This is a genomic window from Pseudomonas sp. P4_C4, from assembly GCF_056402055.1.
This window is the reverse complement of record NZ_JBFUID010000003.1, coordinates 67,402-91,410: the sequence shown is the minus strand read 5'-3', so window position 1 is coordinate 91,410 and position 24,009 is coordinate 67,402. Positions and strand designations below refer to the sequence as shown.

Below are 24,009 nucleotides of genomic sequence, written 5' to 3'. Positions count from 1 at the left end.
CAGCAAGCCTTTGAAGATGGGCATCAGGCGTTCTGGCGATGGAGCTTTTCCAGTTTCTTCTTGATGCGGTCGCGTTTGAGCGTGGACAGGTAATCAACGAACAATTTGCCGTTGAGGTGGTCGCATTCGTGCTGGATGCACACGGCGAGCAAATCTTCGGCGATCAGTTCGTAAGGCTGGCCGTCGCGGTCCAGCGCCTTGACCTTGACCCGTTGCGGGCGATCGACGTTTTCGTAGAAACCCGGCACCGACAGGCAGCCTTCCTGATACTGGCCCATCTCGTCGGTCAACGGTTCGAGCTCGGGGTTGATGAACACTCGCGGTTCGGTGCGGTCTTCGGAGAGGTCCATCACGACGATACGTTTGTGCACGTTGACCTGGGTAGCGGCGAGGCCGATGCCAGGCGCTTCATACATTGTTTCAAACATGTCGTCGACCAACTGACGCACTTCGGCGTCCACTACGGCCACTGGCTTGGCGATAGTGCGCAGGCGCGGATCAGGGAATTCGAGGATGTTCAAAATGGCCATAAGCTTGATGATTGCACGTGTGAAGTAAGGTCGGGTCGATGGCCTGGCGGGTCCGAAGAAATGCAGGCTACCGTTGTAAAACGTAGCTCCCTTCTGTTGACAAGCAAGCCGGGAGCGAGCCATTGACGGCTCTGGCGTTTCACGCGAACGTACATAATAAAGGGATTCACCGCATGAGGAAATCACTACTCGCCCTGCTGCTCCTGGCCTCGGCCGGTCTGGCGTACGGGCAAGTGCAACTTCGGGAAGATATTCCCACCATAAAGCTGTCGCCTCAGGTGCGCAGCAGCCCGGTGACCGAGGCTATCCCCGGCATTGCGCTGAAATCGATCAACAGCTTTCTGCTGAGCAACCGCATCGTCGACAAGGCCGAGGATTTCGACAAGGCGCCCTACATCGTCGCTGGCGATGCCGAACGCGTACTCAGCGGCGCGGGTGACCGTATCTTTGCCCGTGGCCATTTCGATCCGGCGCAACCGGTGTACGGCATCTTCCGCCAAGGCAAGGTCTACACCGATCCGCAGAGCAAGGAAATTCTAGGGATCAACGCCGACGACATCGGCGGCGGTGAGGTCGTGGCCATCGAAGGCGACGTTGCCACCCTGGCGTTGCAACGCACGACCCAGGAAGTGCGCATCGGCGATCGCTTGTTCAGCGGTGAAGAGCACGCGATCAACTCGACCTTCACGCCCAACGCACCGAGTCACGAAATCAACGGTTTGATCATCGATGTGCCGCGTGGGGTCACGCAGATCGGCGAGTTGGACGTGGTTACGCTGAATAAGGGGCAGCGCGACGGCCTGGCCGAAGGCAATCTGCTTGCGGTGATGAAGACCGGCGAAACCGTGCGCGACCGGATCACCGGCCAGCCGTTGAAAATTCCCGATGAGCGCGCTGGTCTGCTGATGGTTTTCCGTACCTACGACAAACTCAGTTATGGGTTGGTGCTTAGCGCTTCGCGCTCGCTGTCGGTGATGGACAAGGTGCGAAATCCGTAAGCGTGCTTCACAAGTTACCAACAGAGTTATCCACAGCTTATTCCCGTTTGTACGGGTGCTTATTACGATCAAGGATGATCCATGTCGCTGTCTACTGTTACACCGGTTTCCCCCGCGGAGCTGGAAGCTCGATTACGTCTGCATCGTTTGCCGGAACTCGGTCCTGCGCGTTTCAAGAAATTGCTCGAAGCCTTTGGTTCGGCATCCAAAGCCATTAGCGCACCGGCCAGTGCCTGGCGTTCGCTGGGTTTGCCACTGGCGTGTTCCGAGGCCAGACGAAGCACCGAGATTCGTGACGGCGCCAGCCACGCATTGGCCTGGTTAGAGCACCCGGCCCAGCATTTACTGATGTGGGACCAACCGGACTACCCGGCACTGCTGGCACAAATCAGCGATGCACCACCGCTGTTATTTGTCGCGGGCAATCCGGGCATTCTGGAAAAACCACAACTGGCAATGGTCGGCAGCCGGCGCGCGTCCCGGCCGGGGATGGACACCGCTGCGGCGTTTTCCCGCAGCCTGGCCGGTGCCGGTTTTGTCATTACTAGCGGCCTGGCCCTGGGCATTGACGCCGCCGCGCACCAGGCCGCGCTCGACGTCGGTGGGCAAACGGTCGGTGTGCTCGGCACGGGGCTCGAGAAGTTTTATCCACAGCGAAATAGACGCCTGGCGGACGCCATGATCGCTTCGGGCAGCGCAGTGCTTTCGGAGTTTCCGCTGGATGCAGGCCCCAGCGCCGGCAACTTCCCCCGGCGCAACCGGATCATCAGTGGTTTGTCTCTCGGGGTGCTGGTGGTCGAAGCCAGTGTCGCCAGCGGTTCACTGATCACCGCGAGGCTGGCGGCGGAACAGGGGCGCGAGGTGTTTGCGATGCCCGGGTCGATCCATCACCCCGGCGCCCGCGGCTGTCATCAGTTGATTCGGGACGGTGCGGTGCTGGTGGAAACCATCGAACATATCCTTGAAGCCTTGCGCGGTTGGCAACGACTGTCGTTATCCACGCAAACCTGCACTCCTATGACGACTCACCCACTGCTGAAGCTGCTGCATGCCGCGCCTCTCACCAGCGAAGCGCTGGCCGACGCAAGCGGCTGGGCCTTGCCAAAAGTGCTGGCTGCGTTGACGGAACTGGAAATGGATGGCTGCGCCGTGTGCGAAAGCGGACGCTGGTTTGCGCGGGTGAGCTAGGTTTTATAAACAAGATCGGTAAACTGCGCAGAGCCTTATTCTGGAGTGTTTTTCATGGTCAACAGTTGGCGTGTGCAACAAGCCGCGCAAGCAATTCGCGCCGGGGCGGTGATTGCCTACCCAACCGAAGCAGTCTGGGGCCTGGGGTGCGACCCGTGGGACGAGGAAGCGGTGGAGCGTCTGCTGCTGATCAAGGGCCGGTCTGTGGATAAGGGGCTGATTCTGGTCGCCGACAATATCCGTCAATTCGATTTCCTCTTCGAAGACTTTCCCGAGTTGTGGATGGACCGCATGGCCAGCACGTGGCCAGGTCCGAACACCTGGCTGGTGCCGCACCAGAACCTGCTGCCGGAGTGGATTACCGGGGTGCATGAGACGGTAGCGCTACGCGTCAGCGATCATCCGCTGGTACGGGACTTGTGCGCGCTGGTCGGGCCGTTGGTGTCGACGTCGGCCAACCCGCAGGGGCGCCCGGCGGCACGTACGCGGATTCGCGTCGAACAGTATTTCCGTGGCCAGGTGGATCTGGTGCTGGGTGGCAATCTGGGCGGGCGCAAGAACCCGAGCGTGATTCGCGATCTGGCGACCGGCAGGGTTGTGCGCCCGGACTGATATCACGTCATCGTTCTTCGCTGGCAAGCCAGCTCCTACAGGTTTATCGCGAAACTTGTAGGAGCTGGCTTGCCAGCGAAGGCGTCCTCAGGGCAACAAAACAACCGAGCCCGTCGTACGCCGCGCCGACAACTCGGTCTGCGCCTTCGCCGCTTCAGCCAGTGGATAACGCTGGCTGATGTCCACGGTCAGCTTGCCGCTGATGATCATCTCGAACAACTCGTCGGCCATGCGTTGCAGGTTCTCGGCGTTGTTCGCATAAGTGCCGAGGGTTGGCCGGGTCACGTACAGCGAGCCTTTCCCTGCCAGGATCCCCAGGTTCACGCCGTCGACCGCGCCGGACGCATTGCCGAAACTCACCACAAGCCCGCGTGGCGCGGCGCTGTCGAGTGAAGTCAGCCAGGTGTCTTTGCCAACGCCGTCGTACACCACCGGGACTTTTTTGCCGTCAGTCAATTCCAGCACGCGTTGCGCGACGTTTTCATGACTATAGTCGATGGTCGCCCAGGCTCCGTTGGCCTTGGCCAGTGCAGCTTTCTCTGCCGAGCTGACCGTGCCGATCAGCTTCACGCCCAAGGCTCTGGCCCATTGGCAGGCCAGGGAACCGACCCCACCGGCCGCCGCATGGAACAAGATGGTTTCGCCACCCTTGAGTTCATAAGTCTGGCGCAGCAGGTACTGCACGGTCAGGCCCTTGAGCATCACGCCGGCGGCCTGTTCGAAGCTGATGGCGTCCGGCAGTTTCACCAGATTGGCCTCGGGCAAGACGTGAACATCGCTGTAGGCGCCCAGAGGGCCGCTGCCATAGGCCACGCGATCGCCAATCTTGAAGCGGGTCACGTCGCTGCCCACTGCCTCGACCACGCCCGCACCTTCTGAGCCAACACCCGACGGCAGGGACGGTGGTGGATACAAACCGCTGCGGTAATAGGTGTCGATGAAGTTCAGGCCGATGGCCTTGTTGGTCACGCGCACTTCCTTCGGACCTGGCTCGGCGGGTTGGTAATCCACATATTCGAGCACTTCGGGGCCGCCATGGGCGCGGAACTGGATACGCTTTGCCATCAGAACTCTCCATAGGTCGTTTTACCAAGCGCCCTATCGGACTCCTAAGCTTGATCTTCGTCAACTGCGAAGGGGTAACTTGCGATGTTATGCTACGGGCCCATTTGCGCAGGCTGAGCTCCAATGGAGCACCGCGTAGTTTTGCCCGATTCAAGGTGATGACATGACGACCCGCACCGAGGCCGTAAAAGCCTACCTGCTCGACCTGCAAGAGCGCATTTGCGCTGCCCTGGAAGCCGAAGACGGCGGCACGCAATTCGTCGAAGACGCCTGGACCCGGCCTGCCGGCGGTGGCGGTCGCACCCGCGTGATCGAAAACGGCGCGGTGATTGAAAAGGGCGGCGTCAACTTTTCCCATGTCTTCGGCAGCGGTCTTCCACCGTCTGCCAGCGCTCATCGACCGGAACTGGCGGGCCGTGGCTTTGAAGCCCTGGGCGTGTCGCTGGTGATTCACCCGCACAACCCGCACGTGCCGACTTCCCACGCCAACGTGCGCTTTTTCATCGCTGAAAAAGAAGGTGAAGAACCGGTCTGGTGGTTTGGCGGCGGCTTCGACCTGACCCCGTATTACGGCAACGAAGAAGACTGCATCCACTGGCACCGCGTCGCCGAGCAGGCCTGTGCGCCGTTTGGCCCGGACGTTTACCCGCGTTACAAGGCCTGGTGCGACAGCTACTTCCACATCAAGCATCGCCACGAGCCGCGCGGCATCGGCGGGTTGTTTTTCGACGACCTGAACGAGTGGGACTTTGACACCAGCTTCGCCTTCATGCGCGCCATCGGCGACGCGTACATCGACGCCTATCTGCCGATCGTGCAGCGCCGCAAGAACGATGCGTTCACAGCCAAGCAGCGCGAGTTCCAGGAATTCCGCCGTGGCCGCTATGTTGAATTCAATCTGGTCTACGACCGTGGCACGTTGTTCGGCCTGCAATCGGGTGGACGGACCGAGTCGATCTTGATGTCGCTGCCACCACAAGTGCGCTGGGGTTACGACTGGAAGGCCGAGCCTGGCAGCGAAGAAGCGCGCCTGACCGAGTATTTCCTGCAAGACCGCGATTGGTTGGCCGAAGCCTGAATGAGGAATCCTGATGGACCGTTATGTCGTATTCGGTAACCCGATTGGCCACAGCAAGTCGCCGTTGATCCATCGTCTGTTCGCCCAGCAGACCGCGCAAAAGCTGGACTACAACACGCTGCTGGCGCCACTCGACGACTTTTCCACCTGTGCCCGGACGTTTTTCCTCGAGGGTCGCGGTGCCAATGTGACGGTGCCGTTCAAGGAAGAAGCCTATCGATTGGCGAACAGCCTGACGGCGCGGGCGCAACGGGCCGGAGCGGTGAACACCCTGAGCAAACTGGCCGATGGCAGTCTGCTGGGCGACAATACCGACGGTGCCGGGCTGGTGCGCGATCTGACGGTCAACGCCGGATTCAGCCTCAAGGGCAAACGCATCCTGTTGCTCGGCGCTGGCGGCGCGGTGCGCGGTGCTTTGGAGCCGTTGCTGGCCGAGCAACCGGCATCGGTGATCATCGCTAACCGCACGGTGGACAAGGCCGAGTTGCTGGCGGAACTGTTCTGCGATCTGGGGCCGGTCTCGGCCAGCGGCTACGACTGGTTGCAGGAGTCGGTGGATCTGATCATCAATGCGACCTCCGCGAGCCTGACGGGCGATGTGCCGCCGATTGCGCCCAGCCTGATCGAACCGGGCAAAACAGTGTGCTACGACATGATGTACGGCAAGGAACCGACCTCGTTCTGCCGCTGGGCCAGCGAACACGGGGCGGCGGTGGCGATGGATGGCTTGGGCATGCTGGCCGAGCAAGCGGCGGAGGCGTTCTTCCTGTGGCGCGGCATACGCCCGGATACGGTACCGGTGTTGGCTGAACTTCGCCGACAGTTGGCCCTATAACCTACTGTAGGAGCGAGCTTGCTCCGGGCGGCGTTCCGACGAAGGTCGTGAACGATAATGCGCAAAACCAGATGCCCAGCTGCGCTCTCAGGTTTTTCGCGAGCAAGCTCGCTCCTACAGAGAGCGGTGTTTCAATCCTCAAACCGGATCGGGCATTTTTCCGCCCCTTCCAGCTTCCTCAGCTCTTCCACCACCTGCGGCCGAGCCCGGCGCAAGGTCAGGCTGCGGTCCTGGCGCAGCAGGCGCCGCGCTTCCTGATGCAGCATTTCCACCCCTGAATAGTCGATGAAGTTGATCTGCTGCGCCTCGATCACCACGCGCGCGCCGTGCATGCGTTGCAGGCGCACTTGCAGGTAATGGCTGGCGCCAAAAAAGATCGAACCGCCCACCCGCAGAATGTCCTCCTCGCCATCTCGCACATGCTGCACCCGTGGTTGCGATGTGCGCTTGAGGTAGAAAAAAAGCGAGGCCAGCACGCCAGCGTAGATCGCTGTCTGCAGTTCCAGCAGCAGCGTGGCGACGCAGGTCAGCGCCATGACCACGAACTCAGCGCGGCTGACCCGCAACAACGCGCGAATGCCGCGATGGTCCACCAGTCCCCAGGCGATCAACAGAATGCTGCCGGCCATGGCCGGAATCGGGATGTGCGCGATCAGGCTCGCGCCGAAGATCGCAAACAGCGCCACCCACAATGCCGAAAAAACCCCGGCCAGTGGCGAACAGGCCCCTGCTTCATAGCTCAGGGCTGAGCGAGTGAAGGAGCCGGCCGACAGCGAGCCGGAAAAAAACGCACCGACGAAGTTCGACAGGCCTTGGGCACGAACTTCCTGATTCGCGTCGAGTAATTGCTGCGAACGTGCAGAAATCGAGCGGGCAATCGACAGGCTGGTGACCAGCCCGAGCATTCCGACCGCTACCGCGCTGGGTAGCAGGCGCAGGATCAGATCGAGGTCCAGCGGCAACGGACTGAAGGGCGGCAGTTTGCCAGTGAAGGCGCTGACCAGTTGCACATGGCCAAACATTGATGGCCAGAGCCAAACCAGCAAACCGCCGAGAATCAGGGTGATCAAGAGCGTCGGCCAGCGTGGCAACCACAGCTTGAGGATCACGCCCACCACCACCGTCGCCAGCCCCAGCGCCAGCGAAGGTTTGTCCATTTCGCCTAGATGGCGCAGCAACGTGATGAAACTGTCCAGCGCGGTGGCCTGGCTGGGCAAGTCCAGCCCCAGCAGGTTAGGCAATTGACCGATGGCAATCACCACGGCAGCACCCAGGGTGAAACCCAGCACCACCGAGTGAGAGACGAAATTCACCAGGGCGCCAAACCGCAGCAAACCCAGCAGCCACTGAAAGAGGCCGGCAAGAAACGTCAGCAACAGGATCAACATGACGTAGTCCTGCGACGCCGGAACGGCCAGAGGACTGACGCTGGCGTACAAGACAATCGAGATGGCCGCCGTAGGACCGCAGATCAGATGCCACGACGAGCCCCACAGGCAGGCGATCAATACCGGGATGATCGCCGCGTACAGGCCGTATTCAGGTGGGAGACCCGCGATGAGTGCGTAGGCAATGGATTGCGGCAACGCGAGAATCGCGCCGCTGAGGCCAACGATCAGGTCACGACCAACACTGGCGCGGGTTTGCCGGGGTAGCCAGGTGAGGAAAGGGAAGAGTGAATGGCGGCTTGGCAGGGCCATGGGGCCTCTCGGGTGGGATTTTTACGAAAGAGTATCAGGACCGGACAATCATTGTGGCGAGGGAGCTTGCTCCCGCTGGACCGCGCAGCGGTCCCAAAAGGGTAATCACGATGTGTCTGTCTCATCGAGGTAACCGGATTGCGTCTGCTGCGCAGCCGAGCGGGAGCAAGCTCCCTCGCCACAGATGGCGTTACAACTTGGCTTTGACCGCCGGCAACGCGTCCTTGCCATCCACGGTCTTCACGCCATCGAGCCATTTATCCAGCACCGCCGGGTTGGCCTTGATCCACGCCTTGGCCGCGTCGGCATTGCTGACTTTCTTGTTCACCACCTCGGCCATGATGCTGTTTTCCATGTCCTGGGTGAAATTCAGGTTGGTCAGCAGTTTGCCAACGTTCGGGCAGGCCTGTGCATAACCTTTACGGGTCAGGGTATGCACACTGCCGGTGTCGCCGAAGTATTTCTCGCCACCCTTCAGATAGTGCATTTTCAGCTGCACGTTCATCGGGTGTGGGGTCCAGCCAAGGAAGGTCACGAATTTCTGTTTTTTCACCGCGCGGGACACTTCTGCCAGCATTGCCTGCTCGCTGGACTCGACCAGTTTCCACTGGCCCATATCGAAATCGTTTTTCTTGATGATCTCTTGCAGCGAGATGTTCGCCGGCGCGCCGGAGCCGATGCCGTAGATCTTGCGGTCGAACTTGTCGGCGTATTTGTTCAGGTCGGCAAAGTCATGCACACCCGCGTCCCACACGTAGTCCGGAACGGCGAGGGTGAATTCGGTGCCGTCGAGGTTCTTCGTCAGTTGCGTGACATCGCCGTTGGCGACGAACTTGTCATAGAAGCCCTGCTGCGCCGGCATCCAGTTACCCAGGAACACATCGACCTGGCCATCCTTGAGCCCGCCAAAGGTGATCGGTACCGCGAGGGTGTCGACCTTGGCCTTGTAGCCCATGCCGTCGAGCAGAAACCCGGTGATGGCATTGGTCGCGGCGATGTCGCTCCAGCCCGGGTCGGCCATTTTCACGGTCTCGCAACTCTGATCGGCAAACGCCGATGCACTGCCCAGAGTCAGGAGCCCGACCGTCAGTACTGTGGATAACCTTTGCATGGACTTCCCCTTAACATTATTGGTTTTGGCAGGGTTGTGGATAACGTGCTTTACGCTCCAGATCGTCGAGGTCGATGTGGTTGCGCATGTACTGCTGACTGGCGTCCACCAGTGGCTGGTGATCCCAGCTCTTCAGCTTGCCGAGGGTCAGTGCCTCGGCCACGAAGCGCCGACGCCGCTGGCTGGCGAGCACCTGCTGGTGAATCGCCGGAATGTTCCATTTGGCCCGCGCTTCGGCAAGAAAATCGTCGAAAAGATGGTGATGTTGCAGCGAATGACTGAGTTCTTCCAGTTCGCTAGGGTCGTTGTGTACGTCGAAGAGTAGGCAAGGGTCGTCTTCGCTGTAGATGAATTTGTAGGCACCGCGACGGATCATCATCAGCGGGCTGATGGTGCCTTCGGCCATGTATTCGCCGAACACCTCGTCGTGGCCGCCCTGCCCTTGCAGGTGCGGGACCAGAGAGCGGCCGTCCAGCGGCAAGCCCGGCTCCAGCGAGCCGCCGGCCAGTTCGACGAAGGTCGGCAACAGGTCCGCCGTGGAAACACTGGCGCTGACCCGACCAGCGCCGAACTGCCCCGGTGCGCTTATCAGCAGCGGCACCCGTGCGGCCATTTCATACCAGTGCATTTTGTACCAGAGGCCGCGCTCGCCGAGCATGTCGCCGTGATCGCCGGAAAACACGATGATGGTGTCATCGATCAGCCCGGTATCTTCGAGGGTTTGCAGGAGTTTGCCGACGTTGCTGTCGATATAGCTGCACGCGCCGAAATAGGCACGGCGGGCATCGCGGATCTTATCCACAGGCAGCGGCTTGTCCCACAGGTCGTAGACCTTGAGCAGACGTTGCGAGTGCGGATCGAGGGCATGCGGGTCCGGGGTTGTAGGCAGCGGGATATCGGCATCGTCGTACAGATCCCAGAAAGCCTTGGGAATCGTGTACGGATCGTGTGGGTGAGTCATCGAAACAGTCAGGCAGAACGGCTGGTTGCCATCCTCGCGGATATGGTCGAACAGGTACTGCTGGGCCTTGAACACCACCTCTTCGTCGAAATCCAACTGATTGGTGCGCACGCACGGGCCGGCTTGCAGCACCGACGACATGTTGTGATACCAGGTCGGGCGCACGTCCGGTTCATCCCAGTTCACCGCCCAGCCGTAGTCGGCCGGGTAGATGTCGCTGGTCAGGCGTTCTTCGTAGCCGTGCAACTGGTCCGGGCCGCAGAAATGCATCTTGCCCGACAGGGCAGTGCGGTAGCCGAGGCGGCGCAGGTAGTGGGCGTAGGTCGGTACGTCGGCGGGGAAATCGGCGGCGTTGTCGTAGGCGCCGATCTTGCTCGGCAACTGGCCGCTGACCAGGGTGAAACGCGACGGCGCGCACAGGGGGCTGTTGCAATAAGCGGAGTCGAACACCACGCCTTGTGCGGCGAGGCGGCTGAGATGAGGCAGTTTGATGGGCGATGGGCCGTAGAACGGCAACATTGGCGCGGCCATTTGATCGGCCATGATGAAAAGAATGTTCTTGCGCTTCATGTGATCGCGGCATTCCATAGTGGATGTTTATGCGAGAGTGCTGGCTTCGAGAATGAAACCCCGGCACCTTGCGGTAAAGCCCACGCACGGCAATGACTAGGATAAGTACAGCTTATGTATGACGCCCTTGGTGACCTGTCACTGGATCTGCTTCGCGCCTTCGAAGCGGCGGCCCGTCAGCGCAGCTTTACCGCGGCGGCGGTTGAACTGGGCACCACGCAACCGGCCATCAGCCAGCAGATCAAGCGCCTGGAAGAACAACTGGCGACACGCCTGTTCGACCGTATTTATCGCGGTATTGAGTTGACTGAGGCCGGGCAGATACTTTTTGAGCAGGTTCAGCTCGGTTTGCAGAACATAGACGCAGGATTGAGCGCAATCAGCGCACAGCAACAGCATGAAGTGCTGCAGGTGGCCACGGATTTTGCCTTCGCCGCCTATTGGTTGATGCCGCGTTTGCACCGCTTTCACGCGGCCAATCCGCAAGTGGATGTCAGCCTGGTCACCAGTGAACGCAGCCATAACATGCTACGTACCGATATCGATGTGGCGGTGCTGTTCGGCGATGGCCGCTTCAAGCAGGGTGAGAGCCATTGGCTGTTCAGCGAGGAAGTGTTTCCGGTATGCAGCCCGCAGTTGTTGAGCGAACGTCCCCTGCCCTTGCCGGCCCAGGCATTGCTGGAGTTTCCGTTGCTGCACCTGCGTGGGGAACACAGCAGTAACTGGTTCGACTGGAGTGGTGTGTTCCGCGAGCTGGGCATCACCTCGCCCCCGGCGCCCGGGCAGTTGCGCTTCGACAATTACACTTTGTTGATTCAGGCGGCGATTGGCGGCCAGGGCGTAGCCATTGGCTGGCGGCACCTTGTGGATAACTTGCTGGCGCAAGGATTGTTGTGCCGACCGATCGGCGAAACGGTGATGTCGAGGCTGGGTTACTACGTGGTGCTGCCCCAGCGCAAAAGACGCGGAGCGTTAATTCAACAGTTTGTGGATTGGTTGATGGCCGAGCAGGCCCGCAGTGCGCAATCGCTCAACGGCCTGACGCTGCCGTCCATTGCGGTTTAGCTGTCGGTTGCGATGAAGTTGACGTGCTCTCGGATGTGCAGGTTCAAGTGCAATTCATCGGCAATGCCCACGGCGGTGCGGGCCAGCCGTTCCAGCGGTTCGGCCAACCGCGGCTCGAGGTTGCCACCGATTTCGGCAAAATGTTCGATGGTCAGCCCCGGTACTCCGCGCGGTTCGTTAACCAGCGTCCACTTCAAAGGACTGCTTTGCAGTGCCTCGCGGATTTCCTCGGCGGCGTGACGTTGCAAGCTGTCCTCGACTTCCGGATCGTCCAGCACGTCGAAATCACCCACCAGAAACAATCGGGAAATGTTTGCTGTCTGCATGCCATCGATTAGTGCATCCACTGCCAGCACCTGCTCGACTGGGCCCGGTACGATGGTTTTTTCTACGTGTTCGCTGTTGAACGGTAAGCCTGGAGCGTCCAGTAAACAGATGACCACGGAGCTGCCGGCCACACTCTGCTTGACCCGTTGTGCGTCGAACAGATCGCCAGTCTTGGTGCGCAGCCCCGGACGGGGTGCCAGTGCATTGAGGTCATCGAGAATTGCGATCACTTCATGCTGGCGCCGCAGCATTTCAGCCATCAGCGCACTGCCCAGGCTACTCATGGCACCATACAGCACCACTTTCACGACGGGGGTTTCGGCATTTTTCATGGCTGGGCTTCCTGTTTTCCAGCGCCTATATGATGTTTGACCCGCAGGAACCGGCGAGGGTTCGAACAGTTTTCAGAGGGGTTCAGATGCAGCAGATCACGGGTTACCACGCCCACGTTTATTTCGATGCCAGCACGATCGGGCAGGCGCGGGCCTTGTGTGAACAGGCGGCGCGTTTGTTTCCACTGAAAATGGGTCGCGTGCACGAACGCCCGGTCGGTCCGCACCCGGACTGGAGCTGCCAGTTGGCGTTCGAGCCGCAGGTGCTGGGCGACGTGCTGCCGTGGCTGGCGCTGAACCGCAAGGGTCTGGTGGTATTTCTGCACCCGGACACCGGCAACGATCTGCTTGACCACACCGAGCACGCGATCTGGATGGGCGCTATTCGTCCGCTGGACCTGTCTATTTTTTGATCAGAGTGTTTCTCCAGCCTCGCCGGGCAAATGTTCGTCCAGGTGCAGCCATGGCAAACGGTTGTCGGTCCAGATGTGCCGCTCGGCCGGTGCTTGCTCGGGATGGTCGAGGGTGGCGATGGTCAGGTCGATGCTTTCCGGGCTCAGGTGCGTCACCAGCGCCAGTTGCGCCCCACAGTGGCCGCAGAAATATCGCGCACAGGTGGATGAAGAATCGTACCGCGATGGCGTCCCGGCCAGCCATTGAAAGGCTGATGCTGGCACGGTGATCCAGGTGGTCACGATGCCGCCGCTGACCCGCCGGCAAATCGAGCAATGGCAGTGGGCGATGTCGTGCGGCGGCCCGCTGAATTGATAGCGCAGTTGCCCGCAGTGGCAGCCGCCGGTGTGAACTTCGACCATGCTGTTTCCTCCTGACGTGGATTGACTGACGCCTTCGCGAGCCTGCTTGCGAAGGCCTCAACCCGATTTACACCTCATTGTCCCAATCCGACGACCGGTTGTACTTCCGGTCAACGCTTTCATTCTCGAAAGCTGGCTGAAAGCTTCCCCGATTAGGATCGCCCCCACTACCGGCAACAGACCGGTTGGCCAATGCCAGCGTTTTATTGCTCGCACAGCCCATTTAACAACAACAATGGTGATTCTGATGTCCTCTTCTACCCGCCACTTCGCTGTAACTCCGCCCGTACGTCTCGTGCTTCCCGTTCTGCGCTGATCCCGCCCGATCTGCCCATTCCCTAGTCGCGCTACGCCTGGAGTATTCCCATGCTGACTTTCCTTGGCTTCGCCATGGTCATCACGTTCATGTTCCTGATCATGACCAAGCGCCTGTCCGCGCTGATCGCCCTGATCATCATTCCGATCATCTTTGCCCTGTTCGGCGGTTTTTCGCCGAAGATCGGCCCGATGATGCTCGAAGGCATCACCAAGCTTGCGCCAACCGGCGTGATGCTGATGTTCGCTATTCTGTACTTCGCCCTGATGATCGACTCCGGCCTGTTCGACCCGGCCGTGCGCAAGATCCTCAAACTGGTCAAGGGCGACCCGCTGAAAGTTTCGGTCGGCACCGCCGTACTGGCGCTCGTCGTTTCCCTCGATGGTGACGGCGCGACCACTTATATGATCTGCGTGGCTGCCATGCTGCCGCTCTACAGCCGTATCGGCATGAGCCCGCGGATCATGGCCGGCCTGATCATCCTCGCCGGTGGCGTGATGAACATGACCCCATGGGGCGGCCCGACCGCTCGCGCTGCCAGTGCGTTGCATGTTGACCCGTCCGACATCTTCGTACCGATGATTCCTGCGATGTTGGCCGGTGTGGTGGCGATCCTGGTCATCGCCTACTTCTACGGCAAGCGTGAACGTGCTCGCCTGGGTGAACTGCACCTGGTGGGCGATGAAATCGACCACAGCGAAATCAGCGTTTCGCAGTTCCCGGATGCCCGTCGTCCGAACCTGATCTGGTTCAACGGCGCCCTGACCCTGGCCCTGATGGGCACCCTGATCGCCGGCCTGCTGCCGTTGCCGGTGCTGTTCATGGTGGCGTTCAGTATCGCCATGATCGTCAACTATCCTTGCCTGCAACAGCAGAAGGATCGCGTGGCGGCTCACGCCGGTAGCGTTCTGGCGGTAGTCGGGTTGATCTTTGCGGCCGGTATCTTCACCGGTATCCTGACCGGCACCGGGATGGTCGATGCCATGTCGAAAAGCCTGCTGGCGGTGATTCCGGATTTCCTCGGCCCGTACCTGGCGGTGATCACGGCGCTGGTCAGCATGCCGTTCACCTTCTTCATGTCGAACGATGCATTTTATTACGGCGTGTTACCGGTTCTTGCCGAGGCCGCCAGCCATTACGGTATAACCGCGGTGGAAATGGCACGTGCCTCGATCGTCGGTCAGCCCGTCCACCTGTTGAGCCCGCTGGTTCCATCGACCTACCTGTTGGTGGCCCTGGCCGGCATCGATTTCGGTGACCACCAGCGCTTCACCCTCAAGTGGGCAGTGCTGGTTTGTACCTGCATACTGATTGCTGCATTGCTGTTGGGGACTTTCCCGGTGTTCAGCACTCTATAAGCCCAAGACTCACCACTTCGGGTCCAGGCTTCGCTGTTTGAAGCCCGGGCCCGTTGTGGTTTAACAATTGCTCAAAGGAATACACATGGAATGGCTGACCAACCCTGAAATCTGGGTTGCCTTCTTCACCCTGACCGCCCTGGAAATCGTCCTGGGTATCGATAACATCATCATGATTTCGATCCTGGTCAGCCGCATGCCCAAGCACATGCAGGCGCGCACCCGGATTTTCGGTCTGGCGCTGGCCATGGTCACGCGAATCCTGCTTCTGCTGTCGATCACCTGGGTCATGCGCCTGACGGCGGACCTGTTCGTAGTCTTCGGCCAGGGTATTTCCGGACGCGACCTGATCCTGTTCTTCGGTGGTCTGTTCCTGCTGTGGAAAAGCTCGCAAGAGATGTACCACGCGCTGGAAGGTGAAGATGAAAGCAACGACGAACCTTCGGGCAAGGGCGGCAACTTCCTCTACACCATCATCCAGATCGCAATCATCGACATCGTGTTCTCCCTGGACTCGGTGATCACCGCGGTCGGCATGGTCTCCCACGTTCCGGTCATGATCGCCGCGATCATCGTGGCTGTGCTGGTGATGATGTGGGCTTCCGGCACCATCAGCGAGTTCATCGACAAGCACCCGTCGCTGAAAATGCTGGCGCTGTCGTTCCTGTTGATCGTCGGTACGGTGCTGATTGCCGAATCCTTCGACGTGCACGTGCCAAAAGGCTACGTCTACTTCGCCATGGCGTTCTCGCTGGCGGTGGAAGCGATCAACATCAGGATGCGCACTGCCATCACGAAAAAGAAGAAACAGCAGGATCCGGTAAAGCTGCGCAAGGACATTCCGGGCCAGTAACCCTGTAGGAGCGAGCTTGCTCGCGATGGACTCGAGCGCTCCGTGTTTACCTCGTAAACACGCGTTTTCGTTAACGACCATCGCGAGCAAGCTCGCTCCTACATAAAATCGGGGCCTTCGGGCCCCTTTTGCATGCCTGCGTGAACACGGTTTCATGACAGTTTTGTTTCAATCCCTTCTTTGGCTATGCGATGCTGGCGCGAAGACCGTTAGCCAACTACAGCTTAAGTACAGAACGTAGAACGTCGCGCGGTACCGTCAACTTGCTCCATTGGGGCGCTACACCACAGGGGGTCATTATGCTCACCCTGCTCAATTTGCTTTCTGCCGTGGCCCTGCTGATCTGGGGCACGCACATCGTCCGAACCGGCATCCTGCGGGTCTACGGCACCAATTTGCGCCATGTCATCAGCCATAACATGTCCAACCGCTGGCTGGCTTTCGTCTCCGGGATCGCCGTGACGGCGATGGTCCAGAGCAGCAACGCCACCGCCATGCTGGTCACTTCCTTTGTCGGCCAGGGCCTGATGGCGCTGACCCCGGCACTGGTCACCATGCTCGGTGCCGATGTCGGTACGGCCCTGATGGCGCGGGTGCTGACGTTCGATCTGTCGTGGTTGTCGCCCCTGCTGATTTTTGCCGGGGTGATTTTCTTTCTGTCGCGCAAGCAGACCCGACTCGGGCAGATGGGCCGTGTCGCCATTGGCTTGGGCTTGATCATTCTGGCGCTGCAACTGATTGTCGAAGCCGCGCATCCGATTACCCATGCCAAAGGGGTGAAGGTGATTTTCGCCTCGCTCACCGGCGACCTCCTGCTCGACGCCCTGGTCGGCGCGCTGTTCGCGATGGTTTCCTATTCCAGCCTGGCCGCAGTGTTGCTCACCGCGACTCTGGCGGGCGCCAACGTGATCAGCCTGCCGGTGGCCATCGGGCTGGTGATCGGCGCCAATATCGGCAGCGGCGTACTCGCCTTCCTCAGCACCAGCATGCAGAACGCCGCCGGGCGGCAAGTGGCGCTGGGCAGCCTGCTGTACAAACTGATTGGTCTTTTATTGATCATTCCGGTACTTGATCCGCTGGTGCGCTGGCTCGATGGCCTCGACTTCAGCCCTCAGGAAATGGTCATCGGCTTTCACCTGCTCTACAACACCGTGCGCTGTCTGATCCTGCTGCCCAGTGTCGGGCCGATGGCCAGATTTTGTGCCTGGGTACTGCCGGAGCGCCTGCAGGCCAACGGCACGGCCAAGCCCCGGCACCTTGACCCCACAGCGTTGGTCACGCCCGGTTTGGCGCTGGCCAACGCGGCCCGGGAAACCCTGCGCATGGGCGACCTGATCGACAACATGCTCGAAGCCATGCTCGACGTGTTGCGCGGCAAGCAAACCGCCGTCACCCAGGAAATGCGCCGCCTGACTGACGATGTCGAAGCGCTCTACAGCGCGATCAAGTTGTATCTGGCGCAAATGCCCCGGGAAGATCTCAGCGATCAGGACAGTCGGCGCTGGGCGGAAATCATCGAACTGGCGATCAACCTGAAACTCGCCAGCGATTTGATCGAACGCATGCTGCGCAAGGTCCAGCAGCAGAAAACCTCGCAGCGCCGGTCGTTTTCCGAAGTCGGGCTGGACGAATTGACCGGGTTGCAGACGCAGTTGATTTCCAACCTGCGACTCGGGATGTCGGTGTTTCTCAGCGCCGACCCGGAAAGCGCTCGCCAGTTGGTGCGTGAAAAACGTCGTTTCCGTGCACAGGAGCGGCGCCTGGCCCATGCTCATGTCAGCCGTTTGCAACGTAAAATCGTGCAGAGTATCGAAACCAGTTCGTTGCACCTGGAGCTGATCGCCGACATGAAGCGTCTGAATTCGCTGTTTTGCAGCAGTGCCTACGTGGTGCTGGAAACATCAGACACCGGCGCGCTGGTGGTCGACGATTTGACTGACATTACGCATTCACCCTGAACGTCCACAGTTACTTGAAGTCTGTTGAACTCACGCTAGCCGTACGGAAGCTTGTTATGCGTTGCCTGTTGTTCGCCTGCCTGTTGCTTGGTTCTTTTCCGTCGCTGGCCCTGGATCGCTTCCAGGTCGAGGGCTACACCCTGCGCAACGGTTTGCAGTTGCTACTCAAACCCGGCACTGACCGCGGGCATGTGGCGATCCGGCTGGTGGTCGGCGTTGGCCTGGACGATTTCAATTGCGAAGAAAAGGAATTGCCGCATCTGCTGGAACACCTGTTGTTCAGCGGCATCGACGCCAGTGGCGAAGGTGGCCTGGAAGAACGCATGCAGGCCCTGGGCGGTGAGTGGAACGCCTTCACCAGCAATGCCGATACGACTTTCGTCATCGAAGCGCCGGCGAAAAACCAGCGCAAGGTGCTCGACCTGCTGCTGGCGCTGCTGACCCAGACCCGTTTCGACGACAACGCCATCCACGCGGCCAAGCAAGTGGTCGAGCGTGAAGACGGTGGCCACTACTCGCACCTGCAACGCTGGCTCGATCGTCAGGACCTCGGCCACACGGCTAGCAACCAACTGGCCGTGGAGCTGGGCCTCAAGTGCCCGGAGCGTGCGCAAGTCGATGATCTGACCCATGAGCAACTGGAGCAGGTGCGCAAGGACTGGTATGCGCCGAACAACATGACCCTGATCGTGGTCGGCGACCTCGACAAGTTGCTGCCGGCCTATCTGGAGCGGGCGTACGGCGCGCTGGACGCGATTACGCCTGGCGAGCATCCGCCGCTGCCGCAAATCCAGGCCAGCGCCGCCCATGAGCGCACCTTGACCCACGGTCTGGTCGGCAACAGCGCCAAGTTGCACTGGCTGGTGCCGGAGCCGGTGCTGGACGACGGGCACGACCAAACCTTCGATTTGCTCAAGGACTACCTGGATTGGGCGCTCTATCGGCAGCTGCGCCTGGCTCACGCTTTGTCCTACGGCCCGTGGGCGGAACGCGAGGTGTTCGGCGGCGTGGGTTTCATGAGCCTCAATGCCGACCTTGAACGCGACGACGTGCTCGCGGCCGAACAAGTGCTCGATGACTTGAAGGCCGGACTGCTCAAGGACGGCCTCAATGCCGACACCTTCAACCGCCTCAAACAGGCCGCGATTGCCCGTCAGGCCTGGGCCGTACAAGGCAACAGCGCGTTGGCCGACTACTACTGGAGCGCCATCGGTGATTACGAGGACGGCCGCTTCACTGCCCCGGCCCGTGAGCTGCAAGGGGTGACGCTGGAAGAGGCGAACAAGGCCGTGCGTGAGCTGCTGTTGCAGCCGGGGTATTTGCGGATCGAGAAGCCGCTGTTCAGCTATGACCAGTTGATGTGGTTGGCGGTCGGGGGGGCGGGCTTGATCATGTTGATGCTGGTGGGCTGGCGTTTGCATCGCAGGAAGTAACCATTCCATGTGACAACGGACTGATAGACCTTGCCGGTTACCTGTGGGAGCGAGCTTGCTCGCGATAGCGGATTGTCAGCCGACGAAAAATGTTGGATGTGCCGACCTCATCGCGAGCAAGCTCGCTCCCACAGGTGCGCGGTGTAACTGACCGTGAGCCCTCGCCACAGAGTCGCACCAACGGTACCCTGTCGAGGTTTTTTCCTACGACGACTGTGAAACCGCCGAATGCAAAACCTGACCCTTTTCGTACAGCGCATCCTTGAATTGATGAAGCGCTACCCTGGGGTCATTGCGCTCTGTGGTTTCATCTCCGGGGTGGGCAGTTTCATTCTGGTCGATCGCCAGCAAGGCCTGGCGAGCTGGATCACCACCATCATGCTGATCAGCTGGATCTGGTTGATGCTGGAAAACAGCCTGACCAAGCTGTTCACGCGCATTTTCAAGCGCGAAATACCGGAACCCTTGCTGCGTTACGCAACGCAGATGATCCATCAGGAAAGCCTGTTCTTTGTCCTGCCGTTCTTCTTCATCACCACGACGTGGAACAGCGGCCAGCTGGTTTTCACCGGGCTGCTGGGCGTCGCGGCGCTGATTTCGATCATCGACCCGCTCTACTACAAGTGGCTGGCGCCACGGCGCTGGGCGTTTCTGGCCCTGCACACCCTGACCCTGTTCGCCGCCCTGCTCACTGCGTTGCCGGTGATCATGCACCTGACCACCGCACAAAGTTTCAAATGGGCGCTGGGCATCTCGGTGCTGTTGTCGTTTCCGAGCCTGGCGTCGATCTTCCCGATTCGTACCATACGCAGTGCGTTGGCGATTTTGAGTATCACCCTGGGCATTGGCGTCGTTGGTTGGGAGCTGCGCTCGTGGGTGCCGCCGGCGACGCTGTGGATGACCGACGTGGCCATCAGCACGCAAATGCAGGACCGCACGCCTGGTGCCAGCCTCGAAGAAGTCAGTGCCGAACAGATACGCAATGGCGGGCTCTACGCGTACACCGCGATCAACGCCCCGCGTGGCCTGGACGAGCGGATTTATCACGTCTGGCAGTTCAACGGTAAAGAGGTCGACCGCATTCCTCTGGATATTCACGGCGGGCGCAAGGAAGGTTACCGGGCCTGGACCCACAAGCAGAATTTCCCGGGCAACCCGGCTGGCAAATGGCAGGTTCGGGTGCTGACCGAAGATGGCCAGGTCATCGGCGTGCTGCGCTTCAAAGTCACGGACAGCACAGCGATCAAAGAAAAGTAATCCGGTTCGTGCTATTACGTAGGCTGCGTAATCACTGAACAAGCACGGAGCTTATGATCAGCAGCACGATGGCCGGCAACGCCCGATTAGACACGTCGCTTACCCCTGCGCGGTTGCGGGTGACGGGCGACTGGACGCTTACCCATTACGCTGACCTCAAACTGTTGAGCGAAAAGCTCCACGGCCAGTACGACGCCAACACCCCCATCGATCTCAACGGTCTCGGCGCCCTCGACACCGCCGGCGCCTCGCTATTGGTAGAGCTGCTCGGCTCCGAGCGCATTGGCCGCTCCGCCGAACATCCTGATTGCACACTCTGCGCCGCCGATCGGGCGTTGCTGCAAACCGTCTACTGCTCGTTGACCGATTTCTGCATACCGATCAAGGAGCCGGAAGTCAGCGTTACCATTCAGTTGCTGACCCGCATTGGTCGCGCTGTGGACATCGTCTGGCAGGACACCCTGCAACTGCTGGGTTTCGTCGGCCTGATCATCGAAACCATCGTCCGCGGCCTGTTCCGTCCCAAGCGCTGGCGCGTCACACCGATGATCGCCCATATCGAACAGACCGGTCTCGACGCCGCCCCCATCGTTGCGTTGCTGACTTTTCTGGTGGGCGCCGTGGTGGCGTTTCTCGGGTCGACGGTGCTGGCCACTTTCGGCGCCACCGTCTTCACCGTGGACCTGGTGGGGTTTGCCTTCCTGCGCGAGTTCGGTGTGTTGCTGACTGCGATCCTGATGGCCGGGCGCACCGCCAGTGCGTTCACGGCGCAAATCGGTTCGATGAAGGCCAACGAGGAAATCGACGCCATCCGCACCCTGGGTCTCGATCCCGTGGAGTTGCTGGTGGTGCCGCGGGTCCTGGCGTTGCTGATCGCCCTGCCGATGCTGACCTTCCTGGCGATGCTGTCGGGGATTATCGGCGGTGCCGTGGTCTGCGCGCTGGCGCTGGATATCTCGCCGGCGATGTTCCTGTCGCTACTGCAAACGGACATCGGCGTTCAGCACTTTCTGGTGGGGATCGTCAAAGCACCGGTCTTCGCCTTCCTTATCGCTGCCATCGGTTGTCTTGAAGGCTTCAAGGTCAGTGGCAGCGCCGAGTCCGTCGGCGCCCACACCACGTCGAGCGTGGTGCAGTCGATTTTCGTGGTGATCGTGATGGATGCGATAGCCGCGATGTTTTTCATGGAGATGGGTTGGTGAGTCGTGTCCCCCGTGCGCCCTCCGAGGCGGTGATTGAAGTCCGTGGACTGTGCAACCGCTTTGGCCGCCAGAGCGTGCACGAGAACCTCGACCTGGACTTGTACAAAGGCGAGATCCTCGCCGTGGTCGGCGGCTCCGGCAGCGGCAAATCGGTACTGCTGCGCAGCATTGTCGGGCTGCGCCAGCCCAGCGAAGGCGTGGTGAAAGTCTTCGGGAAAAACCTGCCGTCCTTGTCCGAACACGAGCGTTCGCTGGTGGAGCGGCGATTCGGCGTGCTGTTCCAGAAAGGCGCGCTGTTCTCTTCGCTGACCGTAACCGAGAACGTCGCCCTGCCGCTGATCGAACACGCCGGCTTGAGCCGCAACGACGCCGAGCACCTGGCAGCGGTGAAAATGGCCCTGGCCGGGTTGCCGCTGTCGGCGGCGGAGAAGTATCCCTCGTCGCTGTCCGGTGGCATGATCAAGCGTGCCGCGCTGGCCCGGGCATTGGCGCTGGATCCGGACATCCTGTTTCTCGACGAGCCCACCGCCGGCCTCGATCCGATCGGTGCCGCTGCGTTCGACCAATTGATCCTGACCCTGCGCGATGCTCTGGGCCTGAGTGTCTTTCTGGTGACTCACGACCTCGACACGCTCTACACCATCACTGACCGGGTGGCGGTGCTGGCGCAGAAAAAAGTGCTGGTGGCGGACGCCATCGACAAGGTGTCGGAAACCAACGATGCGTGGATTCACGAATACTTCCATGGCCCTCGTGGCCGCGCGGCATTGACGGCCGCCCAACAGCTCAACGAGGTCTGACATGGAAACCCGAGCCCATCATGTATTGATCGGCCTGTTCACGGTGATTGTGGTGACGGCCGCGCTGCTGTTCGGCCTGTGGCTGGCCAAGTCCAGTGTCGACACCGAGTTCAAGGACTACGAAGTCGTGTTCAACGAGGCCGTCAGCGGTTTGTCCAAGGGCAGTTCGGTGCAGTACAGCGGGATCAAGGTCGGCGACGTGATCTCGCTGCGCCTGGACCCGAAAGACCCGCGCCGGGTACTGGCGCGAATTCGCCTGGCCGGCGATACCCCGGTCAAGGAAGACACCAATGCCAAGCTGGCCCTGACCGGGGTCACCGGGACCTCGATCATCCAGCTCAGTGGCGGCACGCCTCAGAGCCCGACGCTCAAGGGCAAGGACGGCAACCTGCCGACCATTATCGCCTTGCCCTCGCCCATCGCCCGCCTGCTCAATGACAGCGAGGACCTGATGGCCGGGGTGACCACGCTGATGCATAACGCCAACCTGATGTTCTCCACGGAAAACATCGAGCGCATCAGCAACACCCTGGAGCATCTGGAGCAAACCACCGGGACCATTGCCGAGCAGCGCGGCGATATCCGCCAGGCCATGCAGCAACTGGCCTCGGTGGGCAAGCAGGCCAACACCATGCTGGAGCAGACCACGGCGTTGATGCGCAATGCCAACGGGCTGCTCAACGAACATGGCAAGGAAGCGCTGGGCAGCGCCGAGCAGGCGATGAAGTCGCTGCAGGAGAGCAGTGGCACCCTCAACAAACTGATCACCGCCAATCAGGATTCTCTCAACAGCGGCATGCAAGGCCTCAATGGCCTGGGCCCGGCGGTGCGTGAGATGCGCGAAACCCTGAGTTCGTTGCGCACCATTACCACACGCCTGGAAGCCAACCCCAGCGGTTACCTGCTGGGCAGTGAAAAGACCAAGGAATTCACGCCATGAAGCTGATTCGGATTGCCCTCTTCGCTGGCTTCACGCTGATCAGTTCGTGCTCGATCCTGCCCAAGCCCGAGCCCTTCGAAGTCTATCGATTGCCGTCGGCTCAGAGCGCATCGGCCAGCCATGGCACGCCGCAGCGCTGGTCGCTGCGCCTGAGCAAGTTCCAGTCCAGCGAAGCGTTGAACAGTCCGAATATTGCCGTGATTCCTCAGGGCGATGTGATCAGCCACTACAAGGGTTCACGCTGGAGCGACCCGACGCCGGTGCTGGTGCGCAATCGCCTGCTGGAAGGTTTCCAGCATGACGGACGGGTGCCGTTGCTGAGCACCGATGACAGCATTTTCCAGACCGATCTTGAATTGGGCGGCAGCCTGCAGGCGTTCCAGACTGAATACCAGGGCACGAATGCCAGCACGGTCGTGCGTCTGGATGCATTGCTGGTGCGCAGTTACGACCAGCGCATCCTCGCCAGCCGCCGCTTTGAAGTGCGCCAGCCACTCAGCGATGTGCAGGTCCCGGCTGTGGTGGTCGGGTTCGGTCAGGCGAACGATCAGTTGACCACGCAGGTGGTGAACTGGGCGGTTGAGCAAGGGCAGAGGCTGGCGCCGTCACCCAGACCTTGAAAGCCTGCGCAGTCCCCTGTGGGAGCGAGCTTGCTCGCGATGACTGAGGTACATTCACAATCAATGTGCCTGACACACCGCTATC

23 protein-coding genes are annotated in these 24,009 nt (G+C 60.5%); 16 read left to right on the top strand and 7 right to left on the bottom strand.

Translation table 11 applies throughout. The features are described from left to right. Positions 1 to 23 precede the first annotated feature (23 nt). Positions 24 to 530, bottom strand: coding sequence for a peptide deformylase (gene def / locus AC1DXW_RS03515; protein ID WP_477754537.1), 507 nt, complete (start codon positions 528 to 530; stop codon positions 24 to 26). Between the two features lie 173 nt (positions 531 to 703). On the opposite strand from def, the gene AC1DXW_RS03510 reads away from it, so the two are divergent. From AC1DXW_RS03510 to tsaC, 3 genes are all read left to right on the top strand, one after another. Then, on the top strand, positions 704 to 1,528 hold the full coding sequence (locus tag AC1DXW_RS03510; protein WP_477754536.1) for a peptidoglycan-binding protein: 825 nt from the start codon (positions 704 to 706) through the stop codon (positions 1,526 to 1,528). A gap of 81 nt (positions 1,529 to 1,609) precedes the next feature. After that, positions 1,610 to 2,716 carry a DNA-processing protein DprA gene (dprA, locus tag AC1DXW_RS03505; RefSeq protein ID WP_477754535.1) on the top strand — a complete coding sequence of 369 codons (1,107 nt, stop codon included), beginning with the start codon at positions 1,610 to 1,612 and terminating at the stop codon, positions 2,714 to 2,716. A gap of 54 nt (positions 2,717 to 2,770) precedes the next feature. Next, entirely contained in the window at positions 2,771 to 3,328 is a 558-nt protein-coding gene (gene tsaC, locus AC1DXW_RS03500) for an L-threonylcarbamoyladenylate synthase type 1 TsaC (protein ID WP_347909892.1), read from the top strand. 87 nt (positions 3,329 to 3,415) lie between these two features. On the opposite strand, the gene AC1DXW_RS03495 is transcribed toward tsaC, so the two are convergent. After that, entirely contained in the window at positions 3,416 to 4,393 is a 978-nt protein-coding gene (locus AC1DXW_RS03495; RefSeq protein ID WP_477754534.1) for an NADPH:quinone reductase, read from the bottom strand. A 163-nt stretch (positions 4,394 to 4,556) separates the two neighbouring features. Here AC1DXW_RS03495 and hemF point away from each other — a divergent pair, with 163 nt between their 5' ends. Together hemF and aroE are read left to right on the top strand one after the other, a co-directional pair. Next, positions 4,557 to 5,471 carry an oxygen-dependent coproporphyrinogen oxidase gene (gene hemF, locus AC1DXW_RS03490; protein ID WP_477754533.1) on the top strand — a complete coding sequence of 305 codons (915 nt, stop codon included), beginning with the start codon at positions 4,557 to 4,559 and terminating at the stop codon, positions 5,469 to 5,471. A 13-nt stretch (positions 5,472 to 5,484) separates the two neighbouring features. Then, on the top strand, positions 5,485 to 6,306 hold the full coding sequence (aroE, locus tag AC1DXW_RS03485) for a shikimate dehydrogenase (RefSeq protein ID WP_477754532.1): 822 nt from the start codon (positions 5,485 to 5,487) through the stop codon (positions 6,304 to 6,306). A 131-nt stretch (positions 6,307 to 6,437) separates the two neighbouring features. Here aroE and AC1DXW_RS03480 read toward each other — a convergent pair whose 3' ends face one another. From AC1DXW_RS03480 to betC, 3 genes are all read right to left on the bottom strand, one after another. Continuing rightward, positions 6,438 to 8,006, bottom strand: coding sequence for a SulP family inorganic anion transporter (locus AC1DXW_RS03480; protein WP_477754531.1), 1,569 nt, complete (start codon positions 8,004 to 8,006; stop codon positions 6,438 to 6,440). Positions 8,007 to 8,196: 190 nt separating this feature from the next. Further along, positions 8,197 to 9,117: a choline ABC transporter substrate-binding protein gene (choX, locus tag AC1DXW_RS03475; protein ID WP_477754530.1), complete on the bottom strand. Its 921-nt coding sequence runs from the start codon at positions 9,115 to 9,117 to the stop codon at positions 8,197 to 8,199. A 16-nt stretch (positions 9,118 to 9,133) separates the two neighbouring features. Next, on the bottom strand, positions 9,134 to 10,648 hold the full coding sequence (gene betC / locus AC1DXW_RS03470) for a choline-sulfatase (protein ID WP_477754529.1): 1,515 nt from the start codon (positions 10,646 to 10,648) through the stop codon (positions 9,134 to 9,136). 114 nt (positions 10,649 to 10,762) lie between these two features. Between betC and AC1DXW_RS03465 the strand changes: the two genes are divergently transcribed. Next, a complete protein-coding gene (locus AC1DXW_RS03465) occupies positions 10,763 to 11,713 on the top strand; it encodes a choline sulfate utilization transcriptional regulator (protein ID WP_477759766.1) in 951 nt (316 codons plus the stop codon). On the opposite strand, the gene AC1DXW_RS03460 is transcribed toward AC1DXW_RS03465, so the two are convergent. Continuing rightward, positions 11,710 to 12,372, bottom strand: coding sequence for an NAD(P)-dependent oxidoreductase (locus AC1DXW_RS03460; RefSeq protein WP_477754527.1), 663 nt, complete (start codon positions 12,370 to 12,372; stop codon positions 11,710 to 11,712). The genes AC1DXW_RS03465 and AC1DXW_RS03460 overlap by 4 nt on opposite strands. Before the next feature lie 86 nt (positions 12,373 to 12,458). On the opposite strand from AC1DXW_RS03460, the gene AC1DXW_RS03455 reads away from it, so the two are divergent. Further along, positions 12,459 to 12,785, top strand: a complete 327-nt coding sequence (locus AC1DXW_RS03455; RefSeq protein WP_477754526.1) for a DOPA 4,5-dioxygenase family protein — start codon at positions 12,459 to 12,461, stop codon at positions 12,783 to 12,785. Here the strand turns inward: AC1DXW_RS03455 and AC1DXW_RS03450 are convergent, their stop codons facing one another. Further along, the gene (locus AC1DXW_RS03450) at positions 12,786 to 13,187 is read right to left on the bottom strand and encodes a GFA family protein (RefSeq protein ID WP_477754525.1); all 402 of its coding nucleotides are present in this window, start codon (positions 13,185 to 13,187) and stop codon (positions 12,786 to 12,788) included. It abuts the gene before it with no gap. Between the two features lie 366 nt (positions 13,188 to 13,553). Between AC1DXW_RS03450 and AC1DXW_RS03445 the strand changes: the two genes are divergently transcribed. The 9 genes from AC1DXW_RS03445 to AC1DXW_RS03405 all read left to right on the top strand — a co-directional run bounded on the left by AC1DXW_RS03445 (position 13,554) and on the right by AC1DXW_RS03405 (position 23,924). Then, complete coding sequence (locus AC1DXW_RS03445) at positions 13,554 to 14,861, top strand: CitMHS family transporter (protein ID WP_477754524.1); 1,308 nt, start codon at positions 13,554 to 13,556, stop codon at positions 14,859 to 14,861. An 85-nt stretch (positions 14,862 to 14,946) separates the two neighbouring features. Then, the gene (locus tag AC1DXW_RS03440) at positions 14,947 to 15,714 is read left to right on the top strand and encodes a TerC family protein (protein ID WP_477754523.1); all 768 of its coding nucleotides are present in this window, start codon (positions 14,947 to 14,949) and stop codon (positions 15,712 to 15,714) included. Between the two features lie 299 nt (positions 15,715 to 16,013). Further along, complete coding sequence (locus AC1DXW_RS03435; protein ID WP_477753455.1) at positions 16,014 to 17,672, top strand: Na/Pi cotransporter family protein; 1,659 nt, start codon at positions 16,014 to 16,016, stop codon at positions 17,670 to 17,672. Between the two features lie 56 nt (positions 17,673 to 17,728). Next, positions 17,729 to 19,105 carry a M16 family metallopeptidase gene (locus AC1DXW_RS03430; protein WP_477753454.1) on the top strand — a complete coding sequence of 459 codons (1,377 nt, stop codon included), beginning with the start codon at positions 17,729 to 17,731 and terminating at the stop codon, positions 19,103 to 19,105. Between the two features lie 228 nt (positions 19,106 to 19,333). Next, positions 19,334 to 20,362: a DUF5924 family protein gene (locus AC1DXW_RS03425; protein ID WP_477753453.1), complete on the top strand. Its 1,029-nt coding sequence runs from the start codon at positions 19,334 to 19,336 to the stop codon at positions 20,360 to 20,362. A gap of 53 nt (positions 20,363 to 20,415) precedes the next feature. Then, a complete protein-coding gene (locus AC1DXW_RS03420; protein ID WP_477759765.1) occupies positions 20,416 to 21,564 on the top strand; it encodes an ABC transporter permease in 1,149 nt (382 codons plus the stop codon). Beyond that, positions 21,561 to 22,364 (top strand): ABC transporter ATP-binding protein, encoded by an 804-nt coding sequence (locus AC1DXW_RS03415; RefSeq protein ID WP_477759764.1) that lies wholly within the window; start codon positions 21,561 to 21,563, stop codon positions 22,362 to 22,364. Before AC1DXW_RS03420 ends, AC1DXW_RS03415 begins: the two co-directional genes overlap by 4 nt. A gap of 1 nt (position 22,365) precedes the next feature. Continuing rightward, entirely contained in the window at positions 22,366 to 23,304 is a 939-nt protein-coding gene (locus AC1DXW_RS03410) for an MlaD family protein (protein WP_477753450.1), read from the top strand. Then, a complete protein-coding gene (locus AC1DXW_RS03405; RefSeq protein WP_477753449.1) occupies positions 23,301 to 23,924 on the top strand; it encodes an ABC-type transport auxiliary lipoprotein family protein in 624 nt (207 codons plus the stop codon). The genes AC1DXW_RS03410 and AC1DXW_RS03405 overlap by 4 nt, the downstream gene beginning before the upstream one ends. Positions 23,925 to 24,009 lie beyond the last annotated feature (85 nt).

Excerpts from the sequence above, each read along its gene's own strand:
- tsaC (WP_347909892.1), top strand. The coding sequence starts at position 2,771 with ATGGTCAACAGTTGGCGTGTGCAACAAGCCGCGCAAGCAATTCGCGCC.
- AC1DXW_RS03420 (WP_477759765.1), top strand. The coding sequence starts at position 20,416 with ATGATCAGCAGCACGATGGCCGGCAACGCCCGATTAGACACGTCGCTT.
- AC1DXW_RS03445 (WP_477754524.1), top strand. The coding sequence starts at position 13,554 with ATGCTGACTTTCCTTGGCTTCGCCATGGTCATCACGTTCATGTTCCTG.
- AC1DXW_RS03465 (WP_477759766.1), top strand. The coding sequence starts at position 10,763 with ATGTATGACGCCCTTGGTGACCTGTCACTGGATCTGCTTCGCGCCTTC.
- AC1DXW_RS03435 (WP_477753455.1), top strand. The coding sequence starts at position 16,014 with ATGCTCACCCTGCTCAATTTGCTTTCTGCCGTGGCCCTGCTGATCTGG.
- AC1DXW_RS03460 (WP_477754527.1), bottom strand. The coding sequence starts at position 12,372 with ATGAAAAATGCCGAAACCCCCGTCGTGAAAGTGGTGCTGTATGGTGCC.
- AC1DXW_RS03450 (WP_477754525.1), bottom strand. The coding sequence starts at position 13,187 with ATGGTCGAAGTTCACACCGGCGGCTGCCACTGCGGGCAACTGCGCTAT.
- AC1DXW_RS03430 (WP_477753454.1), top strand. The coding sequence starts at position 17,729 with ATGCGTTGCCTGTTGTTCGCCTGCCTGTTGCTTGGTTCTTTTCCGTCG.
- dprA (WP_477754535.1), top strand. The coding sequence starts at position 1,610 with ATGTCGCTGTCTACTGTTACACCGGTTTCCCCCGCGGAGCTGGAAGCT.
- AC1DXW_RS03425 (WP_477753453.1), top strand. The coding sequence starts at position 19,334 with ATGCAAAACCTGACCCTTTTCGTACAGCGCATCCTTGAATTGATGAAG.
- choX (WP_477754530.1), bottom strand. The coding sequence starts at position 9,117 with ATGCAAAGGTTATCCACAGTACTGACGGTCGGGCTCCTGACTCTGGGC.
- hemF (WP_477754533.1), top strand. The coding sequence starts at position 4,557 with ATGACGACCCGCACCGAGGCCGTAAAAGCCTACCTGCTCGACCTGCAA.
- def (WP_477754537.1), bottom strand. The coding sequence starts at position 530 with ATGGCCATTTTGAACATCCTCGAATTCCCTGATCCGCGCCTGCGCACT.
- AC1DXW_RS03480 (WP_477754531.1), bottom strand. The coding sequence starts at position 8,006 with ATGGCCCTGCCAAGCCGCCATTCACTCTTCCCTTTCCTCACCTGGCTA.
- AC1DXW_RS03405 (WP_477753449.1), top strand. The coding sequence starts at position 23,301 with ATGAAGCTGATTCGGATTGCCCTCTTCGCTGGCTTCACGCTGATCAGT.
- AC1DXW_RS03495 (WP_477754534.1), bottom strand. The coding sequence starts at position 4,393 with ATGGCAAAGCGTATCCAGTTCCGCGCCCATGGCGGCCCCGAAGTGCTC.
- betC (WP_477754529.1), bottom strand. The coding sequence starts at position 10,648 with ATGAAGCGCAAGAACATTCTTTTCATCATGGCCGATCAAATGGCCGCG.
- AC1DXW_RS03410 (WP_477753450.1), top strand. The coding sequence starts at position 22,366 with ATGGAAACCCGAGCCCATCATGTATTGATCGGCCTGTTCACGGTGATT.
- AC1DXW_RS03455 (WP_477754526.1), top strand. The coding sequence starts at position 12,459 with ATGCAGCAGATCACGGGTTACCACGCCCACGTTTATTTCGATGCCAGC.
- aroE (WP_477754532.1), top strand. The coding sequence starts at position 5,485 with ATGGACCGTTATGTCGTATTCGGTAACCCGATTGGCCACAGCAAGTCG.
- AC1DXW_RS03440 (WP_477754523.1), top strand. The coding sequence starts at position 14,947 with ATGGAATGGCTGACCAACCCTGAAATCTGGGTTGCCTTCTTCACCCTG.
- AC1DXW_RS03510 (WP_477754536.1), top strand. The coding sequence starts at position 704 with ATGAGGAAATCACTACTCGCCCTGCTGCTCCTGGCCTCGGCCGGTCTG.